The 16,918-nt window shown below is 72.1% G+C and carries 16 protein-coding genes and 1 pseudogene; 8 read left to right on the top strand and 9 right to left on the bottom strand.

Features of this window, described 5'->3' with window-relative positions:
• Positions 1–52 precede the first annotated feature (52 nt).
• A pseudogene (locus tag SSBG_RS16145) lies at positions 53–1,222 on the top strand (GDSL-type esterase/lipase family protein).
• Between the two features lie 468 nt (positions 1,223–1,690).
• The gene (locus tag SSBG_RS16140; protein ID WP_037869917.1) at positions 1,691–2,095 is read left to right on the top strand and encodes a VOC family protein; all 405 of its coding nucleotides are present in this window, start codon (positions 1,691–1,693) and stop codon (positions 2,093–2,095) included.
• A gap of 164 nt (positions 2,096–2,259) precedes the next feature.
• Here the strand turns inward: SSBG_RS16140 and SSBG_RS16135 are convergent, their stop codons facing one another.
• On the bottom strand, positions 2,260–3,717 hold the full coding sequence (locus SSBG_RS16135; protein ID WP_008747160.1) for a sugar porter family MFS transporter: 1,458 nt from the start codon (positions 3,715–3,717) through the stop codon (positions 2,260–2,262).
• A 247-nt stretch (positions 3,718–3,964) separates the two neighbouring features.
• On the opposite strand from SSBG_RS16135, the gene SSBG_RS16130 reads away from it, so the two are divergent.
• Complete coding sequence (locus SSBG_RS16130) at positions 3,965–4,714, top strand: GNAT family N-acetyltransferase (RefSeq protein ID WP_008747159.1); 750 nt, start codon at positions 3,965–3,967, stop codon at positions 4,712–4,714.
• A gap of 34 nt (positions 4,715–4,748) precedes the next feature.
• On the opposite strand, the gene SSBG_RS16125 is transcribed toward SSBG_RS16130, so the two are convergent.
• Positions 4,749–5,159, bottom strand: coding sequence for an arylamine N-acetyltransferase (locus SSBG_RS16125; protein ID WP_008747158.1), 411 nt, complete (start codon positions 5,157–5,159; stop codon positions 4,749–4,751).
• Here SSBG_RS16125 and SSBG_RS16120 point away from each other — a divergent pair.
• Positions 5,158–5,634, top strand: coding sequence for a hypothetical protein (locus tag SSBG_RS16120; RefSeq protein WP_008747157.1), 477 nt, complete (start codon positions 5,158–5,160; stop codon positions 5,632–5,634). The genes SSBG_RS16125 and SSBG_RS16120 overlap by 2 nt on opposite strands.
• 45 nt (positions 5,635–5,679) lie before the next feature.
• On the opposite strand, the gene SSBG_RS16115 is transcribed toward SSBG_RS16120, so the two are convergent.
• On the bottom strand, positions 5,680–6,486 hold the full coding sequence (locus tag SSBG_RS16115; RefSeq protein WP_008747156.1) for an HAD family acid phosphatase: 807 nt from the start codon (positions 6,484–6,486) through the stop codon (positions 5,680–5,682).
• A gap of 561 nt (positions 6,487–7,047) precedes the next feature.
• Here SSBG_RS16115 and SSBG_RS16110 point away from each other — a divergent pair.
• Genes SSBG_RS16110 through SSBG_RS34805 form a run of 3 tightly spaced genes read left to right on the top strand, consistent with a single transcriptional unit; the run spans position 7,048 to position 8,711 of the window.
• Complete coding sequence (locus SSBG_RS16110; RefSeq protein WP_199781375.1) at positions 7,048–7,986, top strand: translation initiation factor IF-2; 939 nt, start codon at positions 7,048–7,050, stop codon at positions 7,984–7,986.
• A 30-nt stretch (positions 7,987–8,016) separates the two neighbouring features.
• Positions 8,017–8,463: a hypothetical protein gene (locus SSBG_RS35815; RefSeq protein ID WP_324603543.1), complete on the top strand. Its 447-nt coding sequence runs from the start codon at positions 8,017–8,019 to the stop codon at positions 8,461–8,463.
• Positions 8,376–8,711 (top strand): DUF433 domain-containing protein, encoded by a 336-nt coding sequence (locus SSBG_RS34805; protein WP_234010556.1) that lies wholly within the window; start codon positions 8,376–8,378, stop codon positions 8,709–8,711. The genes SSBG_RS35815 and SSBG_RS34805 overlap by 88 nt, the downstream gene beginning before the upstream one ends.
• Positions 8,712–8,895: 184 nt before the next feature.
• On the opposite strand, the gene SSBG_RS16100 is transcribed toward SSBG_RS34805, so the two are convergent.
• Both SSBG_RS16100 and SSBG_RS16095 read right to left on the bottom strand, forming a co-directional pair.
• On the bottom strand, positions 8,896–10,293 hold the full coding sequence (locus tag SSBG_RS16100; protein WP_008747152.1) for a chitinase: 1,398 nt from the start codon (positions 10,291–10,293) through the stop codon (positions 8,896–8,898).
• Positions 10,290–11,597, bottom strand: a complete 1,308-nt coding sequence (locus SSBG_RS16095) for a glycoside hydrolase family 16 protein (protein ID WP_008747151.1) — start codon at positions 11,595–11,597, stop codon at positions 10,290–10,292. The genes SSBG_RS16100 and SSBG_RS16095 overlap by 4 nt, the downstream gene beginning before the upstream one ends.
• 517 nt (positions 11,598–12,114) lie before the next feature.
• Between SSBG_RS16095 and SSBG_RS16090 the strand changes: the two genes are divergently transcribed.
• On the top strand, positions 12,115–12,285 hold the full coding sequence (locus SSBG_RS16090) for a DUF5670 family protein (protein ID WP_037869914.1): 171 nt from the start codon (positions 12,115–12,117) through the stop codon (positions 12,283–12,285).
• A 229-nt stretch (positions 12,286–12,514) separates the two neighbouring features.
• Here SSBG_RS16090 and manD read toward each other — a convergent pair whose 3' ends face one another.
• The 4 genes from manD to SSBG_RS16070 all read right to left on the bottom strand — a co-directional run.
• Entirely contained in the window at positions 12,515–13,723 is a 1,209-nt protein-coding gene (gene manD / locus SSBG_RS16085) for a D-mannonate dehydratase ManD (protein WP_008747149.1), read from the bottom strand.
• Between the two features lie 52 nt (positions 13,724–13,775).
• Complete coding sequence (locus SSBG_RS16080; protein WP_037869912.1) at positions 13,776–14,666, bottom strand: carbohydrate ABC transporter permease; 891 nt, start codon at positions 14,664–14,666, stop codon at positions 13,776–13,778.
• Positions 14,663–15,607 carry a carbohydrate ABC transporter permease gene (locus SSBG_RS16075; RefSeq protein WP_008747147.1) on the bottom strand — a complete coding sequence of 315 codons (945 nt, stop codon included), beginning with the start codon at positions 15,605–15,607 and terminating at the stop codon, positions 14,663–14,665. The genes SSBG_RS16080 and SSBG_RS16075 overlap by 4 nt, the downstream gene beginning before the upstream one ends.
• On the bottom strand, positions 15,607–16,918 hold a 1,312-nt coding region (locus tag SSBG_RS16070), incomplete at its 5' end, for an ABC transporter substrate-binding protein (RefSeq protein WP_234010555.1). The genes SSBG_RS16075 and SSBG_RS16070, both read right to left, overlap by 1 nt.

Here is a 16,918-nt window from a genome sequence, read left to right as displayed (position 1 = left end):
CGGCGCCGGAGCCCCGCCCCCGTACCCCCCTCACCAGAAATCCCGGACCACCATGCTCACCACCGTCCCCCTCACCCCCGAACTGATCCGTGGCGCGCTCGAACTGGAACCGACCGCGCACGGCCTGCTCCCGCACCGGCTCCCCGCCGCCGCGCGGGTCCAGAACACCGATCCCCAGCTCGCGATGGCCGAGGGCCAGCCCTCCGGGGTGCGGCTCGCGCTGCGCACCGCCGCGACCGTCCTGGAGCTGGACACCCTGCCCACCAAACGCGTCTACCCGGGCGCGCCCCCGCGCCCCGACGGCGTCTACGACCTGCTCGTGGACGGTGAGCTGACCGCGAGCGGCAGCGTCCCCGGCGGACGGACCCTCGTCATCGATCTCGCGACCGGGCGCGGCGAGCCCCGGCCCGGCGCGGCCCCCGGCACGCTCCGCTTCACCGGGCTCGACGCGCGCGAGAAGGACGTGGAGATCTGGCTGCCGCACCAGGAGACGACCGAACTCGTCGCGCTGCGCGCGAACGCCCCGGTGGAGCCGCTGCCCGCGCGGGGACGCAGGGTGTAGGTGCACCACGGGAGTTCGGTGAGCCACGGCTCGGACGCCGCGAGCCCCAGCACGACGTGGCCCGCGCGGGCCGCCGCGCTCGCGGGCGTGGACCTCGTCAACCTCGGTTTCGGCGGCGGGGCCCTCCTCGACCCGTTCACCGCCCGTGCGCTCAGGGACACCCCCGCCGACCTCCTCAGTCTCAAATTCGGCATCAACCTCGTCAACGCGGACCTCATGCGGCTGCGCGCGTTCGGCCCGGCCCTGCACGGCTTCCTCGACACGGTCCGCGAGGGCCACCCCGAGACGCCGCTCCTCGTGATCCCGGCCCTGCACTGCCCCCTCCACGAGGACACCCCCGGCCCGGCCGCCTTCGACCCGGCCGCCCTGGCCGAGGGCCGGCTCCGCTTCCGCGCGACCGGCGACCCCGCCGGGGTCCCGGCCGGCAGGCTGACCCTGCGGACCATCCGCGAGGAGATGGCCCGCGTGGTCGCGAGCCGCGCCACGAGCGATCCGCACCTGCACTACCTCGACGGCACGGAGCTGTACGGGGCGCGGGACTACGCGGCCGATCCCCTCCCCGACGAACTCCACCCCTCCCCCGCGTCCCACCTCCGCATCGCCGAACACTTCGCGGCGGCGGCCTTCACCGGGACCGGCCCCTTCGCCACCCGCGCCTGAGCCGAACCCGTGCCTGAGCCGAACCCGCGCCCGAGCCGCCACGGGCCCTGGCGCCACGGGCCTCGGGGGCGGTACGTCCCTGCCGCACCGCCCGCCCCTGCCCCGCGAGCCCTGCGCCCGCCTCCGCCACAAAAAAGCCTGGGGGGGTGGCCGGCGGGGCGGGAGGGCGGACGGTGGAGGAGAGCGGGCTCGCGGGCGGGACGGACGGTACGCGGTGCGGGGAGCAGGGGGACGGTAGTAACTCCCCGCACTCACATGACTACCAACAGTGTGGCGTGATGAATCCCATGCTTACGGGTGGTTTGAACAGCGGCGGAGCGGGCCATGGGAGCGCCTTTCCTGCGGCCCGCCATAGCGGACCGGCCCTGTCCGCTTCCCCGCCTACCGTGCCGGGAGTCGCGCCTCCCCCGCCAACCGGCGGGGGGCGCGGCCCGCACACGTACCGCCCGAGCACCCCTGAGGACCGCCATGGATTTCGTCTCGCTCCGCATCATCACCTCCGACGTGGCCCGCCTCGCCGCCTTCTACGAGCGGGCCACCGGCGCGCGGGCCGTGTGGGCCACCGAGGACTTCGCCGAGGTGCACACCCCGCACGGCAGCCTCGCCCTCGCCCACGCCCGGACCCTCGCCGCCTTCGCCCCCGGAGCCTGCCGCCCCGGCGCGAACGAGAGCGTGATCATCGAGTTCCGCGTGCCCAGCGTGGACGGGCTCCGCGCCACCCTGTCCGGCACCGAGATCGTCGCCGAGCCCACCACGATGCCGTGGGGGAACCGTTCCTGCCTCGTCCGCGACCCCGACGGCAACCTCGTCAACTTCTTCACCCCCGTCTCCGAGGCCGCGAAGGCCAAGTACGGGCTGACCGCGAACGCCTGAGACCGCGAAAGGCCGGGGCCACGAGCGCCCGGGGCGGTGAGCGTCCCGGGCCGTGAGCGCCCGGGGCAGTGAGCGCACGATGCCCTGAGCCTCCGGCGCCGCGAAACACGCGAGGGCCCCGGGGGAAACCCCCCGGGGCCCTCGTCCCGCCCGTTCCGCCGGGCTCAGGTCCCGCGCCTCGGCTGCCGCGCGACCCGCTGGTGCGTCTCGCCCGTCATGTCCTCCAGCTCGCGGTTCTTCGTCTCCGGCACCTTCCCGAGGACGAAGAAGAAACTGACGATCGCGAAGAAGGCGAAGGCCCCGTAGAGCCAGGACAGGCCCACGTTCCGCGTCAGCGGCTCGAACGAGAACGTCACGATGAAGTTGAAGATCCAGTTCGCCGCCGTCGAGAGCGCCAGCGCCATGGCCCGCATCCGGTTCGGGAACATCTCGCCGAGCATGACCCACATGACCGGGCCCCACGAGAGCGCGAAGAAGACGACGAACGCGTTGGCGCCGATGAGGGCGAGCGGCCCGTAGGGATCGGGGAGGGTGACGTTCTTGCCGGAGCCCTGCTGCTGCGAGAAGGCGATCGACGTCAGGAGCAGCGCGCAGAACATGCCGATCGAACCGATCAGGAGCAGCCTGCGGCGGCCGACCTTGTCCACGAAGAACATCGAGACGACCGTCATGACGACGTTGATCCCGGCCGTGATGACCGAGGTCGTGAAGGAGCTGGACTCCGAGAAACCGACCGACTTCCAGAGCGTGGTCGAGTAGTAGAAGATCGCGTTGATGCCGACGAGCTGCTGGAACGCGGCGAGCGCGATACCGACCCACACGAGCGGGTGCAGCCCCAGCCGGGCCCCGCGCACGTCCTTGAAGGTCGCCTTCGGTTCCTTGCGAAGCGTCTCGCGGATCTGCTGGACCTTGGAGCGGCCGTCGCTGGCACCCGAGACGCGTTCCAGCACGCCCGCGGCCTCCGCGTCCTTGCCCTTGAGGACGAGGTAGCGCGGGGACTCGGGGATGCTCAGCGCGAGAATCCCGTACACCGCCGCGGGGATCACGCCCACCAGGAACATCCACCGCCATGCCTGGAGACCGAGCCACAGATCCTGCGAGGAGCCGCCCGCCGCGCCCGCGAGCCCCTTGTTCGAGCTGAGCACGACGAGCTGACCGATCGTGATCGCGAGCTGCTGGAGCGAGCCGAGGATGCCGCGCTCGGCGGCGGGGGCGACCTCGGCGATGTACGCGGGGGCGATGACGGAGGCGATGCCGATCCCCAGGCCGCCGATCACGCGCCACACCAGCAGGTCCGGCACCGAGAAGGCGAGACCGGAACCGACCGAGCTGATGATGAACATGACCGAGCCGAGCAGCATGACGCGCCGTCGGCCCCAGCTGTCCGCGAGCCGCCCCGCGTACCAGGCGCCCACCGCGCAGCCGAGCAGCGCGATCGACACGACGAAACCGCTCAGGAAGTCACCGAGATGAAAGTGGTCACCGAGGGCGTCGACGGCGCCGTTGATGACCGAGGAGTCGAAGCCGAAGAGGAAGCCGCCGACCGCCGCCGCGATCGAGACGCCGACCGCCTTCCCCTTGGGACCACCGGCCGCCGTCGCCGGCTGGGGGCTCGTCGCCATCCGCACGCACCTTCCACTCGGATTACGGGATGCCGGCCGCGCGCGCACCGCTGCCGCGGCGGCGTACGGACGTCCCCTTCCGAGGAGTACATCCACTTCTGATCGCTTCCGCCTGTACGGGTGCGCCGAATGGCGGAGTTCATTCCTGCGACCGGGAGGTGCGGAATCCCACAGCAGAGAAGGGTAAGGGGTGCTAGCGTGCTCCGGTCATTACCGAGTGGGTGGCGAGGACTCCAGGAGGAGCGTCATGACGAGCACGGGCACACAGGCGGAGGCGGACACGGGCGGGCGCGCGGAGGCGGGGGCGGCCCGAGCCGACGGCCTCACCGGCGCCGCGTACGTACGGGAGTGGGTCCACGGCTGGGCCGTCTCCCGGGCCGCCGCGCCGCCCGAGCCGCGCCCCTGGGGCTGGTGGGTCACGGTCGGCCAGGAGAAGCACGTCGGCCGGCACGTCTTCGGCGGGATCGGCGCGCAGGTCCGCGAGGCGGACGTACGGGCCGTGACGGCGGCTCCGCAGGGGCTCGGCACCCAGCTCAAGCTCGTCGCCGACCCGGCGCGCGTCGTGCCCTGGTTCGCGCCGGGCTGGGAGTGCTTCCCCGGGGACGACTGGTTCATGGTCAGGGACCTGGACGCCCGGGACACCGCGCCCGGCCCCGCCCCGGACGGCTACCGCCTCACCCGCTGGACCCGCGCCGACGTCACGCGCGTCCTCCTGACGACCGCCACGGGCGAGTTCGCCGCGCGCGGCCAGACCGGCGTGTGCGGCGCCTCGGCCACCGTCGACCAGATCGAGACGGCCGGGGCGCACCAGCGGCGCGGCCTCGGCTCGTACGTCATGCGCCACCTGCACGCCGCCGCCCGCGCGGCCGGGGCCGAACGCGCGGTCCTCGCCTGCACCCCCGAGGGCCGCAAGCTCTACGCGGCGGTCGGCTGGCGCGAGGTCTCCCCCTTCACGCACGCGCGGTACGTGGGGACGTCCACGGGCACCGAAGCCTGAGCGCGCGCCCCCCGCGAAGCCCGCCCGCCCCCGCTCACTCCACGTCCCCCACCCCGATCACCTCCCGCAGCACCGCCGCCACGTCCCCCCGCCCCGTCACCCTCCGCCGCTCGCTCCGCCCGTCGGGGTACGTCGTCGTCGGCTCGGCCGTCTCCGTCGTGCCGTTCACGGGCGGCTCGCCGAGCAGGGCGTAGTGCGCCCCCGGGGCGGTGCGCTGGGCGACGAGGCGGCGGGTGAAGGGGGAGCGGGGGTGGGTCGCGACGTACCAGTCGGCGACCTCGCGGTCGATGGGCGGCGTGGGCGTGGCCGACAGCACGTACCGCGTCTCCCAGCCGTCCGGCGTGCGGGCCGCGAGGCTCCAGCGGTCCCCGGTACGAGACGCCCGCCGTCCTCCCCCTCCGGCGGGTCCGCGCCCTCCCCCGTACGGCCGATAGGCTCGTCCCATGCCCGACTTCCCCGCCGCCCCGGACGCCGCCGTACCGGCGCCCCCCGCCCCGGTCCCCTCCCCCGCCGCGCACCTCCGTGCCTTCCACTCCGCTTTCGGGCTGGTCGTGCGGGAGACGCCGGGGCGGGTGGACGAGGCGACGGCGGCGCTGCGGCGGGCGCTGCTCGCGGAGGAGTTCGCCGAGGCGGACGAGGCGGCGGGCGAACTCGCGGACGACGCGGGGGCACTCGCGCACTTCGCGCAGGAACTCGCCGACCTCGTCTACGTCACGTACGGCACCGCCCTGACCCATGGCATCGACCTCGACGCCGTGCTCGCCGAGGTGCACCGCGCGAACATGTCGAAACTCGGCCCCGACGGCTCCCCGGTGCGCCGCGCGGACGGCAAGGTCATGAAGGGCCCGCACTACCGCGCCCCCGACATCGCGGCGGTGCTGCGCGCGCGGGGCTGGGAACCGGACGAGGCGGGGCGCTGACACCCGCCGCGACCGGCCCCCTCGCGCCGTGCCGACCGGCTGCTCCTACTCCACGAAGTACGTGGGGTTCGGCAGCTTGTAGCCCTTGTCCGCGTAGCCGCCCGTGAGGTCGGACTGCTGGTCGCCGAAGTTGCCGACGAGGCGGTAGCCCTGGGACTCGATGTGCTTGCGCGTGCCCGCCTTGTACTCGACGGTCGTGCAGGTCCAGCTCGTCGCCGTGGCGCAGTTCTTGAGGTAGGACGGCGGGTTCGCCTTGTTCTTGAGGAAGAGGTGCTTCGCGTCGAGCGGCACGTCGTAGCCGGTCTTCGCGAGGTTCTTCTCGGCGCCCGCGCGCTGCGGTTCGCTCAGGCCGGTGAGGAAGAAGACCTCGACGCCCTGCTTGCGCGCGTAGTTGACGAGGCCGGGCATCCCGAAGACGGCGGGGCGGTTCGCCTGGTCCACGTAGGCGTTCCAGGTGGCGTCGTTGTAGACGTAGTTGGTGCGGCGCTCGTAGTCGAAGCTGAGGAGCGCGGTGTCGTCGATGTCGAGGACGATCGCGGGCTTGGCGCCGTGGTGGTGGTGCCCGTGACCGTAGCGCTGCGCGGCCCTGCGGATGTCGGCCTTCGCGCCCTTCTCGATCCGCGCGAGGTCCTTGGCGTAGTCGCTGCGGGCCGAGGCGGTCCACGTGCCGTCCGCCTGCTGCTCGGCACCGTAGTAGGCGTCGATCTGCTTCGTCAGGAGCCCGATGTTCTGCGGCTCGTGACCGGCGTGCGGCGCGTTGCCCTGCGCACCGGCCGCGCCGACCCCGTAGACGAGGGTGCCGGCGAGGGCGCAGGCGGCGGTGAGACCGGCCGCTTTGAGGGACTTCCGCATGGAGGCGCCTTTCGCGAGAGCGATGGTATCGGCCGCTTGTCTACGCGCATTGCGCCCCGTGCCACAAGCTCTTCCGCGAATCGATACCTGACGTATACACGCGGACGCGCGACCCGTTCACGTGCCTCCGGCGCACCGCCCCCCGGCCCCCGGGAGGGGTACCCCTCGCCGGCCGGTACCGGGCGGACCGGGTACCGGTGCGGCGCGGACTCCTTGAAAGAAACGGGGGAAAGAACTCCCACCCACCCACCCTCCGCACGGGCGACGCGGGCGACGGCGCAGGGGGCGGCGACACGAACCGGTGGGGCGAGGTAGTGGCTTGAGGCGGCGGTGGCGCGAGGAACGACCGGGGCGGCGGAGGCGGAGCGGGAGGGCGGGTGGCCGGGCGGGGGGCCGGGCGGTCAACCGCCCATCGCCCGCCACCCGTCCGGGTGAGCCGCTTGCACGCTCTGTGTGCGGGCGGCTACGTTCACCGCCACAAGCACCCACATAGTTCGGCCCCCGGCCGGGACTGGCATCCCGATCGAGGGCCTGACCACTCAGGAAGAAAACGGCTTCCCGATGGATGAGACGCAGTCTAACGCGCCCTCATGCGCCGATTCCGGCGCTTCTCCGCACACTTCGCCCCCTGCCGGAGTGACCCACGTCCGCACCCGGATGACAGCCGATTTCACGGTGCTGTCGAACGCCCTGGCCCAACGGCCGGGCAGCGCGGTCACGGTGGGCGTGGCGGCCTACATCCTCTCGCTGCCGGACGGCGCCCGCGTCTCGATCGCCGCGCTGTGCGCGCACTTCACGGAGGGCGAGATCCTGATCTCCCGCGCGCTGCGGGAACTGGAGGCGGAGGGCTACGTCGAGCGCCGCCGCGTCCGGCTCCCGACGGGCCGGTTCCGCACCTGCACGTACGTGCACGACGTCCCGGGCGCAGCCGCGCGAAAGCGGCCCCCCGCCCCGAAACTCCCGCAGCCCGCGCGCACCCCGAACCCCCAGGAAGCCGTACGCCCCCCGAACCCGGCCGAGGCACCCGCACCGACCCCGGCACCGGGCCCCGCACCCGTATCGGGCCCCGCACCGGCGGACGCACCGCCGCCCGCCCACCCCCGAGCGCCCCTGCCCCTCGCCGGTATCGCCCCCGAGGCCCTGGCCGTCCTGACCTCGCCGCGCCGCCTGGACCCGAGGCTGGTCCTCTCGGAGCGCGAGGCCGCCGGTCTCGCCCCGGCCGTCAGCCGCTGGCTGGCGACGGGCATGGACCGCGCACGGGTCGCGGACACCCTGACGACGGGACTCCCGGCGCACTTCCTCACCCGCCCGGCCGCCCTCCTGGCCTTCCGCCTCAAGGACACCCCCCTCCCCGCACCACCCCGTCGCACCCCGGACCCCCGTCCCCCGCGCCCCCACCCCTTCCAGACCTGCGACACCTGCGACCGCGTCTTCCGCGCCCCCACCCCGGGCCACTGCCGCGACTGCCGCACGACCCCGCGCCTGGGTGCGGCGGCATAGGAAATCCGCCGGTGTACGAAAAGCCACCAGGTGGAAGGCTGGGCCCACGCCCACGCCCCGAAGGAGGCCCGCGTGGCCGACAGATTCACCGACGGACTCCTGACCCCGAAGGAGACGGCGTCCTATCTGGAGATCCCGCAGTCGACGCTGACCTCGTGGCTGCACGGCACAGCGGCCGGAACACCGCTGGTCCACCAGGCCGAGCCGCCCAGGAAGGGACAGCCGTCCGTGCCCTTCATCGCCGTGGCCGAGGCGCACGTGCTCCGCTCGCTGCGCACGCTCGGCCTGCGCATGAGCGAGATCAGGGACGCGGCGGCGGGCGCGAGGCGTACGGCACCCCGTACGGCCTGGTGTCCCGGCGGATCGCCACGGACGGCGTGGACATCTTCGTGGAACACGGCCTCGGGGACCTGCGCCGGGCCCGCGACGGCCAGGCCCCGATCCACGAGGTCGTCTCCGACTACCTGCGCTACCTGAACTGGGCGCCGGACGACGACTTCCCCTACAGCCTGCGGCTCAGGCAGTACCCCGAATCCGTCCCCGTCGTCATCGACCCGCGCTTCGGTCACGGCCTGCCCGTCGTCGCGGCCAACCGCGTGGCGGTCAAGACCCTCACCGATTTGTGGGAGGCCGGTGAGAGCGTGGAGGACATCGCGTACGACTTCGGCATGGCACCCGAGCAGGTGGACGAACTCTGCCGGGCCGTGGTGCGCCTTGCCGCCTGAGTTCTTCCTGGACCGAAACCCGGGCCGCCGCGTGGCGGAGGGCCTGCGCGCGCACGGCTGGATCGTGCACAGCGGAGGACGCCGTGCGGGGCGGGAGTCGCGTGCGTGACGCGCGGCTCCCGCCCCGTACAGGTGGTCCTTACCGGCCCGGGGGCGCCTGGCGGGCCCCCGGGCCGGTGCGGGCTCAGCCCGTGTACGCCGCCAGGGCCTTCGTGAACTCCCAGTTGCTCTGCGGGACTCCCGAGCACGTGTCGGCGCCGCCGCCCGTGCAGGGGCGGTCGCGGTTGACCGACCAGAAGGTCAGCCGGGCCAGGTGGTGCTGCTGCGCGTACGCCGTCATGGTGCGGAAGTCCGCGACCGTGATCGTCTCGCCCACGTCCGTCGTGCCGTTCATGGACGAGATGCCCATGAGGCGGTACGCCTGGTCGTCGCTGTAACCGTAGGCCGCCTTGAGGGAGTTCTTGAGCCCCTCGGACGCCCGCGTCGTCAGCGTGCCCATGTTCTGGCCGTTGCCACCGAAGTTGAACGGCATGATCGTCCAGGCGTCCACCGTGAGGCCGGAGTTGGCCGCGCGGTTGATGAGGCTCGTGTCGGGGCCGTTCTGGCCCGTCCCCATCGTGACGAACACCTTGAGGCCCGGGTTGTTGGCCTTGACGGTCTTGAGCGCGTCGACGGTGCGCTGCTGCACCGTCCCGCTGTCGTACGCCTCCGCCTCGATGTCGATGTCGATCGCCTTGAGGCCGTACGCGCTGATGACCTTCTGGTACGCCCCGGCGAGCGCGCTCGCGCTCGTGCAGGACTGCTCCAGCTTGTTGCCGCTCCAGCCGCCGAAGGACGGCACGACGTCCCCGCCGTTGGCGCGGACCGTGCTGATCGTCTGCTGGTCCACCCCGCCCGTCAGCGGACGGCCGCCGTCCCACTGCGGGTTGCACGTGCCGTTGGAGAGCACGAACGCGAGCGTGAACCACTTCACGCCGGTCGCGTTCATGACCGTCGTCGGGCTCGGCGGGTTGCCCCAGCCGTTGTAGAGGTACGGGGCGACCGCGGCAGGCGCGCCCCCGGCCGGCGGGTTCGTCCCGCCGCCCCCGGAGGGCGCGTTCCACTTCTGGTTGGACGTGCCCGTGCACGTCCACAGCTGGACCCGCGCGCCGTTCGCCGTGCTCTTGTCCTGCACGTCGGCGCACTTGTTCGCCTGCGGGTTGACGAGGTCCTTCGCGGCGCTGACGCTCCACTGCTGGGCGCCGGAGCCGTTGCAGTCCCACAGCTGGAGCTTCGCCCCGTTCGCCGTCGAACCGCTCGCCACGTCCAGGCACTTGCCCAGCGCGCGGATCGTGCCGTCCGAGCCGACGTTCCACCGCTGCGCGGTGGTCCCGTTGCAGTCGTACATCTGCACGGCCGTGCCGTTCGCGCTGCTCGCCGCCGCGACGTCGAGACACTTGCCACCCAGACCGGTGATCGTGCCCGTGTCGGCCACCGCGTTCGGGGCCTGCACGACACCGAGGGCGAGGGCGGGCGCGATGAGCACGGGCAGGAGCCGGGCGCGGCGCGAGGTGAAGGCGCGGCGCAGGGAGATCGGGGTCATGAAACGGTCCACTTCTGGTTGGCGGTGCCCGAGCAGGTCCACAGCTGCGCGCGGGTCCCATTGGCCGAGGAATTGTCGGTGGCGTCCACGCACTTGTCCGCCTGGGGGTTCACGATGTCCTTGGCGGCGGTAACGGTCCACTGCTGGGCGCCGGAGCCGTTGCAGTCCCACAGCTGGAGCTTCGCCCCGTTGGCCGTCGAACCGCTCGGCACGTCCAGGCACTTGCCGAGAACGCGGAGGGTGCCGTCCCCGCCGACCGTCCACGACTGGGCGTTCGAGCCGTTGCAGTCGTAGAGCTGGACGGCCGTGCCGTTCGCGCTGCTCGCCGCCGCCGCGTCGAGGCACTTGCCGCCGAGGCCCTTGATCGTCTTCCCGCCGGCCGGCGGGGTCGTGCCGCCGCCGTCGGTGCTCACGTGCACGTAGTCCACGACGAGTTGCTGCGGGAACTGCGTGGAGCCGTTCGGGTCACCTGGCCAGTAGCCGCCGACCGCGAGGTTGAGGATGATGAAGAACGGCTTGTTGAACGCCCACTGCCGTCCGCCGAGGTCGGCGGGGGTACGGGTCTGGTAGACGTTCCCGTCCACGGACCACTTGATCGAGTTGGGGCTCCAGTCGATCGCGAAGGTGTGGAAACCGTCCGCGAAGGCCGCGCCGCCCGGCAGCGAGTAGCCCGCGCCGATGCCGCCCGAGCCGGAGTAGCCGGGGCCGTGGATCGTGCCGTGCACGGTGTTCGGCTCGAAGCCGACGTTCTCCATGATGTCGATCTCGCCCGAGTTGGGCCAGCCGACCGAGCCGATGTCGTCGCCGAGCATCCAGAACGCGGGCCACATGCCCTGGCCGCGCGGCAGCTTCATCCGGGCCTCGACGTGCCCGTACTGCGAGGTGAAACGGCCGGAGGTGTTGAGCCGCGCGGACGTGTACTCGCACCGCCCGTACCAGCAGTTGTAGTTGCCCGGGTTCTCCTTCTTCGCGGTGATCACCAGGTGGCCCTGGCCGTCGAGGGCCGCGTTGTTGGTACCCGAGGTGTAGTACTGCCGCTCGTGGTTGTTGACGTTGTCGCCCGTCTCCAGAAGCCACTTCGAGCCGTCGACCCCGGACCCGGCCGGGCCGTTGAAGTCGTCGGTGAAGGTCGCCGCCGCCGCGGCGGCGGGCTTCGCGGATACGGCGTCGGGGTCGGCGGCCTGCGCGGCGGCGGGTGTCAAAGCGGCGAAGCCGAGACACGCGGCGGCGGCGAGCAGCGCCAGGGATCGGGGGCGCCGGGCAGGGGATCTGCGGCGCCGGTCGGGGGTGCGCGAAGCGCGCATGGGGCATCACATCGCTTCCGTGGGGGCGGTGGGGTGGGGGTCGCGCGATGGTGCGGATGGAGCGGTGAGGCTGGGTGGGGCGGTGAGGCTGGGTGAAGCGGGTGGGGCGGTGAGGCTGGGTGGGGCGGTGAGGCTGGGTGAAGCGGGTGGAGCGGTGAAGCTGGGCGGTGCGGGTGGAGCGGGCGGTGCGGGCGGTGCCTGGCGATGTGCCCGTACCGGGGCGGAAATGTGTCGCGTTCATGCCAGTGAACACAACATGAACCCGCCGCCGCCTGAAAGGGCTTGCTCCGTTCACCTGTTGACGCAGTTGATTTAAGAAGCGCCCCGGGAGTCCGTCAATACATTCGTCTGGACCAATTCCGCACACCACCGCCCACGTCCTCACCCGCCCCGCCCCCCGCCCCGCGCGACCCCGCACCAGGTCACCACGGTCGGCGGGTCTCGAAAAGATCACGAACCGGAGCTGTGGTGTACATGCCCCGGGGAGGGGCACTCGGAGCAGCGGAGGTTGATAATCGTGGTTCCCCTGCTTCTCGTTCTTCTGCTCGCGCTGGTCCTCTTCGGCGTCGGATTCGCCGTCAAGATCCTGTGGATCATCGCGGCCGTCGTCCTCGTCGTCTGGCTGCTCGGCTTCCTGTTCCGCACCGCCGGAGCCGGCGGCAAGCGTGGTCGCTGGTACCGATGGTGACCTGAACACCGCGCGCCTGAAAGGGAGAAGGGGCGGATCACGGCCTGCACGCCGTGGTCCGCCCCTTCCGCGCGCCCGCCCTCGCGAGCGCGCGTGCCCGGTCCGCCGGGCGGGCCGGTGGTACGGGGCCGGTCACCGTTGGAGGTCGCACACGGTTCCGGTGCGGGCGAGGACCCCGTACGCACCTCTGCACCTCCACCTTGCCACGCTCACCCGCCCCCGCGCGGGCTCACCAGTCGTGAACCGTGCCGTCCCGCAAGCGGTTCACCGGCAGGTAGGCCGCTTCGTACGGGTGCGCGGCGGCCAGCTCCTCGTCCAGCTCGACGCCCAGGCCCGGGGCCTCGCCCGGGTGGAGGTGGCCGTCGGTGAAGGTGTACGCGTGGCGGAAGACGCGGTGGGTCGTCTCCGTGTAGCCGCTGTACTCCTGGATGCCGAAGTTGTGGAGGGCCAGGTCGAGGTGGATGCCCGCCGCCATGCCGACGGGCGAGATGTCCTCGGGTCCGTGGATGGCCGACTTGATCTGGTACTGGCCCGCGAGGTCGAACAGCCGCCGCAGCGGCGTCACGCCGCCGAAGTGCGTGACGGCCGAACGCACGTAGTCGATGAGCTGGTGGGTCAAGAGGTACTGGTAGTCGTGGAGCGAGTTGAAGACCTCGCCGATCGCGAGCGGGGTCGTGGTGTGCTGCCGTACCAGCTTCAGCGCCTCCTGGTTCTCGGCCGGGGTGCAGTCCTCCAGCCAGAACATCCGGTACGGCTCCAGGTCCTTGCCAAGCCGTGCCGCCTGGAGCGGCGTGAGCCGGTGGTGCGCGTCGTGCAGCAGCGGCAACTCGGCGCCGAACTCGGCCCGTACGGCCTCCACGACGCCCGGCAGGTGCCGCAGGTACGCGGCGGTGTCCCAGTCCTCGACGAGCGGGCGCGGGTGCCCGTCGGGGCCCGTACCCGCCTCGGCGCCGCCGACCCCGTACACCGCCTTGAGCCCCGGAATGCCGGTCTGCACCCGGATCGCCGGGTAGCCGAGGGCCAGCTTCTCCCGTACGGCGTCCAGGAGTTCGGGAATGTCCCGGCCGCTCGCGTGCCCGTACGTCATGACCTTCTCGCGGCTCGCGCCGCCGAGGAGCTGGTAGAGCGGCAGCCCCGCCGCCTTGCCCTTGATGTCCCACAGCGCCGTGTCCACGGCGGCGATGGCGGCCATCGTGACGGGCCCGCGCCGCCAGTACGCGCCCCGGTAGAGGTACTGCCACGTGTCCTCGATACGGTGCGGGTCGCGGCCGAGCAGGAGCGGGGCGACGTGGTCGCGCAGGTAGGAGACCACGGCCAGCTCGCGGCCGTTGAGGGTCGCGTCGCCGAGTCCCGTCAGGCCCTCGTCGGTGGTGATCTTCAAGGTGACGAAGTTGCGGCCGGGCGAGGTGACGACGACCTCGGCGGAGACGATCTTCATGCGTGTTCTCTTTCTCGTGTCACCGGCTCCGCGCGGAGCCGGAACGGCCGGGTCAGCCCTTCGTGGCGCCGGAGGTCAGCCCCGCGACGAGGTACTTCTGGCCGAGTACCGCGGCGAGCAGCACGGGGACGGTTATGAGCGTCGCCGCCGCCATGAGCCCGCCCCAGTCGGTGCTGGCGTAGGAGATGAAGTTGTAGAGGGTCACCGGCACGGTCTGGGTGTTCTCGTCGGCGAAGACCAGCGAGAACATGAAGTTGTTCCAGCTGAAGACGAAGGCGAGCAGACAGGCCGTCGCGGTGCCGGGGGCGGCGAGCGGCAGGCTGATGCGCCAGAACGCCCCGAAGGCCGAGAGCCCGTCCGTACGCGCCGCCTCCTCCAGCTCGACGGGCAGACCGGCGAAGAACCCGGTCATGATCCACAGGATGAGCGGCACGGCGGCGAACATGTGGCTCAGGACGAGCACGGTGTAGCTGCCGACGAGCCCGGCCCGCGCGAAGAGGTAGTACCAGGGGACGAGGAGCGAGACGGCGGGCACGATCCGCGCCACGAGCACGAGGGAGCCCGTGCGCCGCATGTCGAACCGCCCCACGGCCCAGGCGGCGGGCACGGCGAGGAGCGCGGACAGCAGCGTGGACACGACGCCGACCAGGACCGAGTTCCCCATCGAGCGCAGCAGCGTCCCCGCTTCCAGGACGCTGCGGAAGTTCTCCAGCGTCGGCTTGAACCACAGGCCCACCGAGGGGTTCGTGACCTGCACGTTCGTTTTGAAGGCCGCGGCGAACATCCACACCATCGGCAGCAGGAAGACGAGCATCACGACGACGATCGCGACGGCCTTGAGCGTCCTGCCCAGGCGGGCCCGGCGCAGGCGGCGGGCGAGGAGCGGGTCGGCCGGCGCGGCGGCGGCCGCCGGTGCCGCGGCGATCGTGGTGGGGGCGCTCATGCGGCGGACTCCTTCCCGGAGCGGCGCAGCAGCAGGACGACGCCGATGATGAAGAGCGTGAACAGGACGAGGACGGCGGCGGCGAGCCCGTATTCCTGGTAGTCGAAGGTCAGCCCGTAGGCGTAGACGTTGAGGGTCTCGGCCTCGAAGTCGGAGCCGCCGCCGGGCCCCTTCGTCGCGTAGAGCAGGTCGAAGGTCTTGAGCGCGTCCACCGCGCGCAGGACGAGCGCCGTTCCGAGCGTGGGCAGGAGCATCGGCAGGACGACGAGCCGGAAGCGCTGCCAGCCGGTCGCGCCGTCCACGCGCGCGGCCTCCTCGGGCTCCTCGGGCAGCGTGCTGAGCCCGGCGAGCAGGAGCAGCGTCATCATCGGCGTCCACTGCCACACGTCGATGAGCATGAGCGTCGGCAGCGACTGCCCGACCGAGCCCAGGAACTCCTGCCGCGGCAGGCCGACTTCGGTGAGCAGGTGGTTCGCGATGCCGTTGGTGGGGTCGAGGATGAGCAGCCACAGGATGCCGATGGCGACCGGGGTCGTGAGCAGCGGTATCAACAGGACCGTACGGACCCAGCGTTGGCCGCGGAACGGCTTGCGGAGCAGCATCGCGACGGCGAGCCCGAAGACGGTCTCCAGGACGACGGCGCCGACGGTGAAGACGGCGGTGCGCCCGGCGGCGGGCCAGAAGCGGCGCGTGTCCCCGAGCGCGTCGGCGAAGTTCTGCCAACCGATGTGCTTGCTGGGCGCGTTGACCGCGCCGAAGGCGTCGGTGAAGCTCAGGTTCAGCGTGTAGAGCAGCGGAAAGACGATCATCGCGGCGACGAAGACGAGCGCCGGGGCGAGCATCAGCCACCGCAGCCGCCGGTTGGTTTGCTCGAACGTCCGCTGCTTGGCAGGCCGTTCGGCCTTCTCCGGCCGGACCGGGGTCATGACGTCGGCGGTCATCACGCCTCCTTGTGGCGGTTGTCGCGGACGAGGAAGTCGGCGAACTCGGCGTCCGCGTCCCGTACGACGCCCTCGACGGGCCGCCCGAGAATCCCGGCGACGATCGGGCGGCCCACGATGTCGCGGGCGCGGCTGACCTGGAGCACGCGCGGCCGGTCGTAGCCGACGCCGCGCGCGGCGTTGAGGCGCATGGCCTCGGCGAGGTCGTCGGGGAAGGCGGCGAGGGTACGGGGGTCCTGCCAGGCCGAGGTACGGGCCCCGGGGATCCCGCCCTTCTGCACGGCGGCGACCATCTCCTCGCTCGCCGCCCAGGCGATGAACTCCCAGGCGTCGTCCTGGAGCCGGGAGAAGGCGTTGATGCCGAGGCTCCAGGACGGGATGTTGTGCGGGCGCGGCCCGGCCGGCCCGGCGGGGAAGGCCGCGAAGCCGACCTTGTCGCGGACGGTCGAGACCTTCGGGTCCAGGAAGCTGCTGTAGATCGCGTCGGCGTCGATGTAGAACGCGGCCTTGCCCTGCGCGAAGATCGGCATGGCCTGCTCCAGGCTCATGTTCGTCGCGCCGGGCGGGCCCGCGTCGTGGAGCAGTTTCCCGTAGAAGCGGTACGCGGCGAGCGACTGGGGCGAACCGATCGCGGAACGCCCGCCCTTGAGGAAGTCACCGCCGTGCGAGTACAGGAAACTCGACCACTGCGAGACGGCCCCGTTGCGCTGCCCGCGCCCGACGTACCCGAAGAAGTTGTCGTCCTTGCGGGTGAGTTCGCGGGCGGTGGCGTACAACTCGTCCAGGGTGGCGGGCGGCCGGCCGCCGACGAGGTCCTTGCGGTAGTAGAGGACGGGACGTTCGGTGACGACGGGCACGCTCAGGATCTCCCCGCCGTTGACGGACACCTCCCTGGCGGACTCCTGGAAGTCCCGCCACGCGAACCGGCGCTCCGCCCTGACCCGTGGGGTGAGATCCACGAGCCACCGGTTGTGCCCGAAGACGAGCTGCTCCTGGAGCGCGCGGACCATCATGACGTCCACGTCGGTGCCGGAGGCGTTGAGCTTGACGTTGTAGCTGGAGGCGAGCTGATCGGCGGTGAGCATCTGCACGGCCACCCGGCGCCCGATCCGCTCCTCGATCTCGGGCAACCGCTTCTTGATGGCCTGCGACCAGACGTGATTGATGGCCATGACCCGAAGCGCAGTGCTCTTGGACGGCACCCCGGAAGAGGTCCCGCACCCGGCGAGAACGGGACCGACGATCGCGGCGGCGGGAGCGGCGAGGGCGAGACGGGCGAGGGCGCGGCGGGAGGGGGCTTGGGGGTGGTGC

The sequence above is a fragment of the Streptomyces sp. SPB074 genome, from assembly GCF_000154905.1.
GTDB lineage: Bacteria > Actinomycetota > Actinomycetes > Streptomycetales > Streptomycetaceae > Streptomyces.
This window is presented reverse-complemented; position numbering and strand designations above follow the sequence as displayed.

Coding starts and splice junctions, on each gene's coding strand:
- SSBG_RS16140 (WP_037869917.1), top strand. CDS start 1,691: ATGGATTTCGTCTCGCTCCGCATCATCACCTCCGACGTGGCCCGCCTC.
- SSBG_RS16135 (WP_008747160.1), bottom strand. CDS start 3,717: ATGGCGACGAGCCCCCAGCCGGCGACGGCGGCCGGTGGTCCCAAGGGG.
- SSBG_RS16130 (WP_008747159.1), top strand. CDS start 3,965: ATGACGAGCACGGGCACACAGGCGGAGGCGGACACGGGCGGGCGCGCG.
- SSBG_RS16120 (WP_008747157.1), top strand. CDS start 5,158: ATGCCCGACTTCCCCGCCGCCCCGGACGCCGCCGTACCGGCGCCCCCC.
- SSBG_RS16125 (WP_008747158.1), bottom strand. CDS start 5,159: ATGGGACGAGCCTATCGGCCGTACGGGGGAGGGCGCGGACCCGCCGGA.
- SSBG_RS16115 (WP_008747156.1), bottom strand. CDS start 6,486: ATGCGGAAGTCCCTCAAAGCGGCCGGTCTCACCGCCGCCTGCGCCCTC.
- SSBG_RS16110 (WP_199781375.1), top strand. CDS start 7,048: ATGGATGAGACGCAGTCTAACGCGCCCTCATGCGCCGATTCCGGCGCT.
- SSBG_RS16100 (WP_008747152.1), bottom strand. CDS start 10,293: ATGACCCCGATCTCCCTGCGCCGCGCCTTCACCTCGCGCCGCGCCCGG.
- SSBG_RS16095 (WP_008747151.1), bottom strand. CDS start 11,597: ATGCGCGCTTCGCGCACCCCCGACCGGCGCCGCAGATCCCCTGCCCGG.
- manD (WP_008747149.1), bottom strand. CDS start 13,723: ATGAAGATCGTCTCCGCCGAGGTCGTCGTCACCTCGCCCGGCCGCAAC.
- SSBG_RS16080 (WP_037869912.1), bottom strand. CDS start 14,666: ATGAGCGCCCCCACCACGATCGCCGCGGCACCGGCGGCCGCCGCCGCG.
- SSBG_RS16075 (WP_008747147.1), bottom strand. CDS start 15,607: ATGACCGCCGACGTCATGACCCCGGTCCGGCCGGAGAAGGCCGAACGG.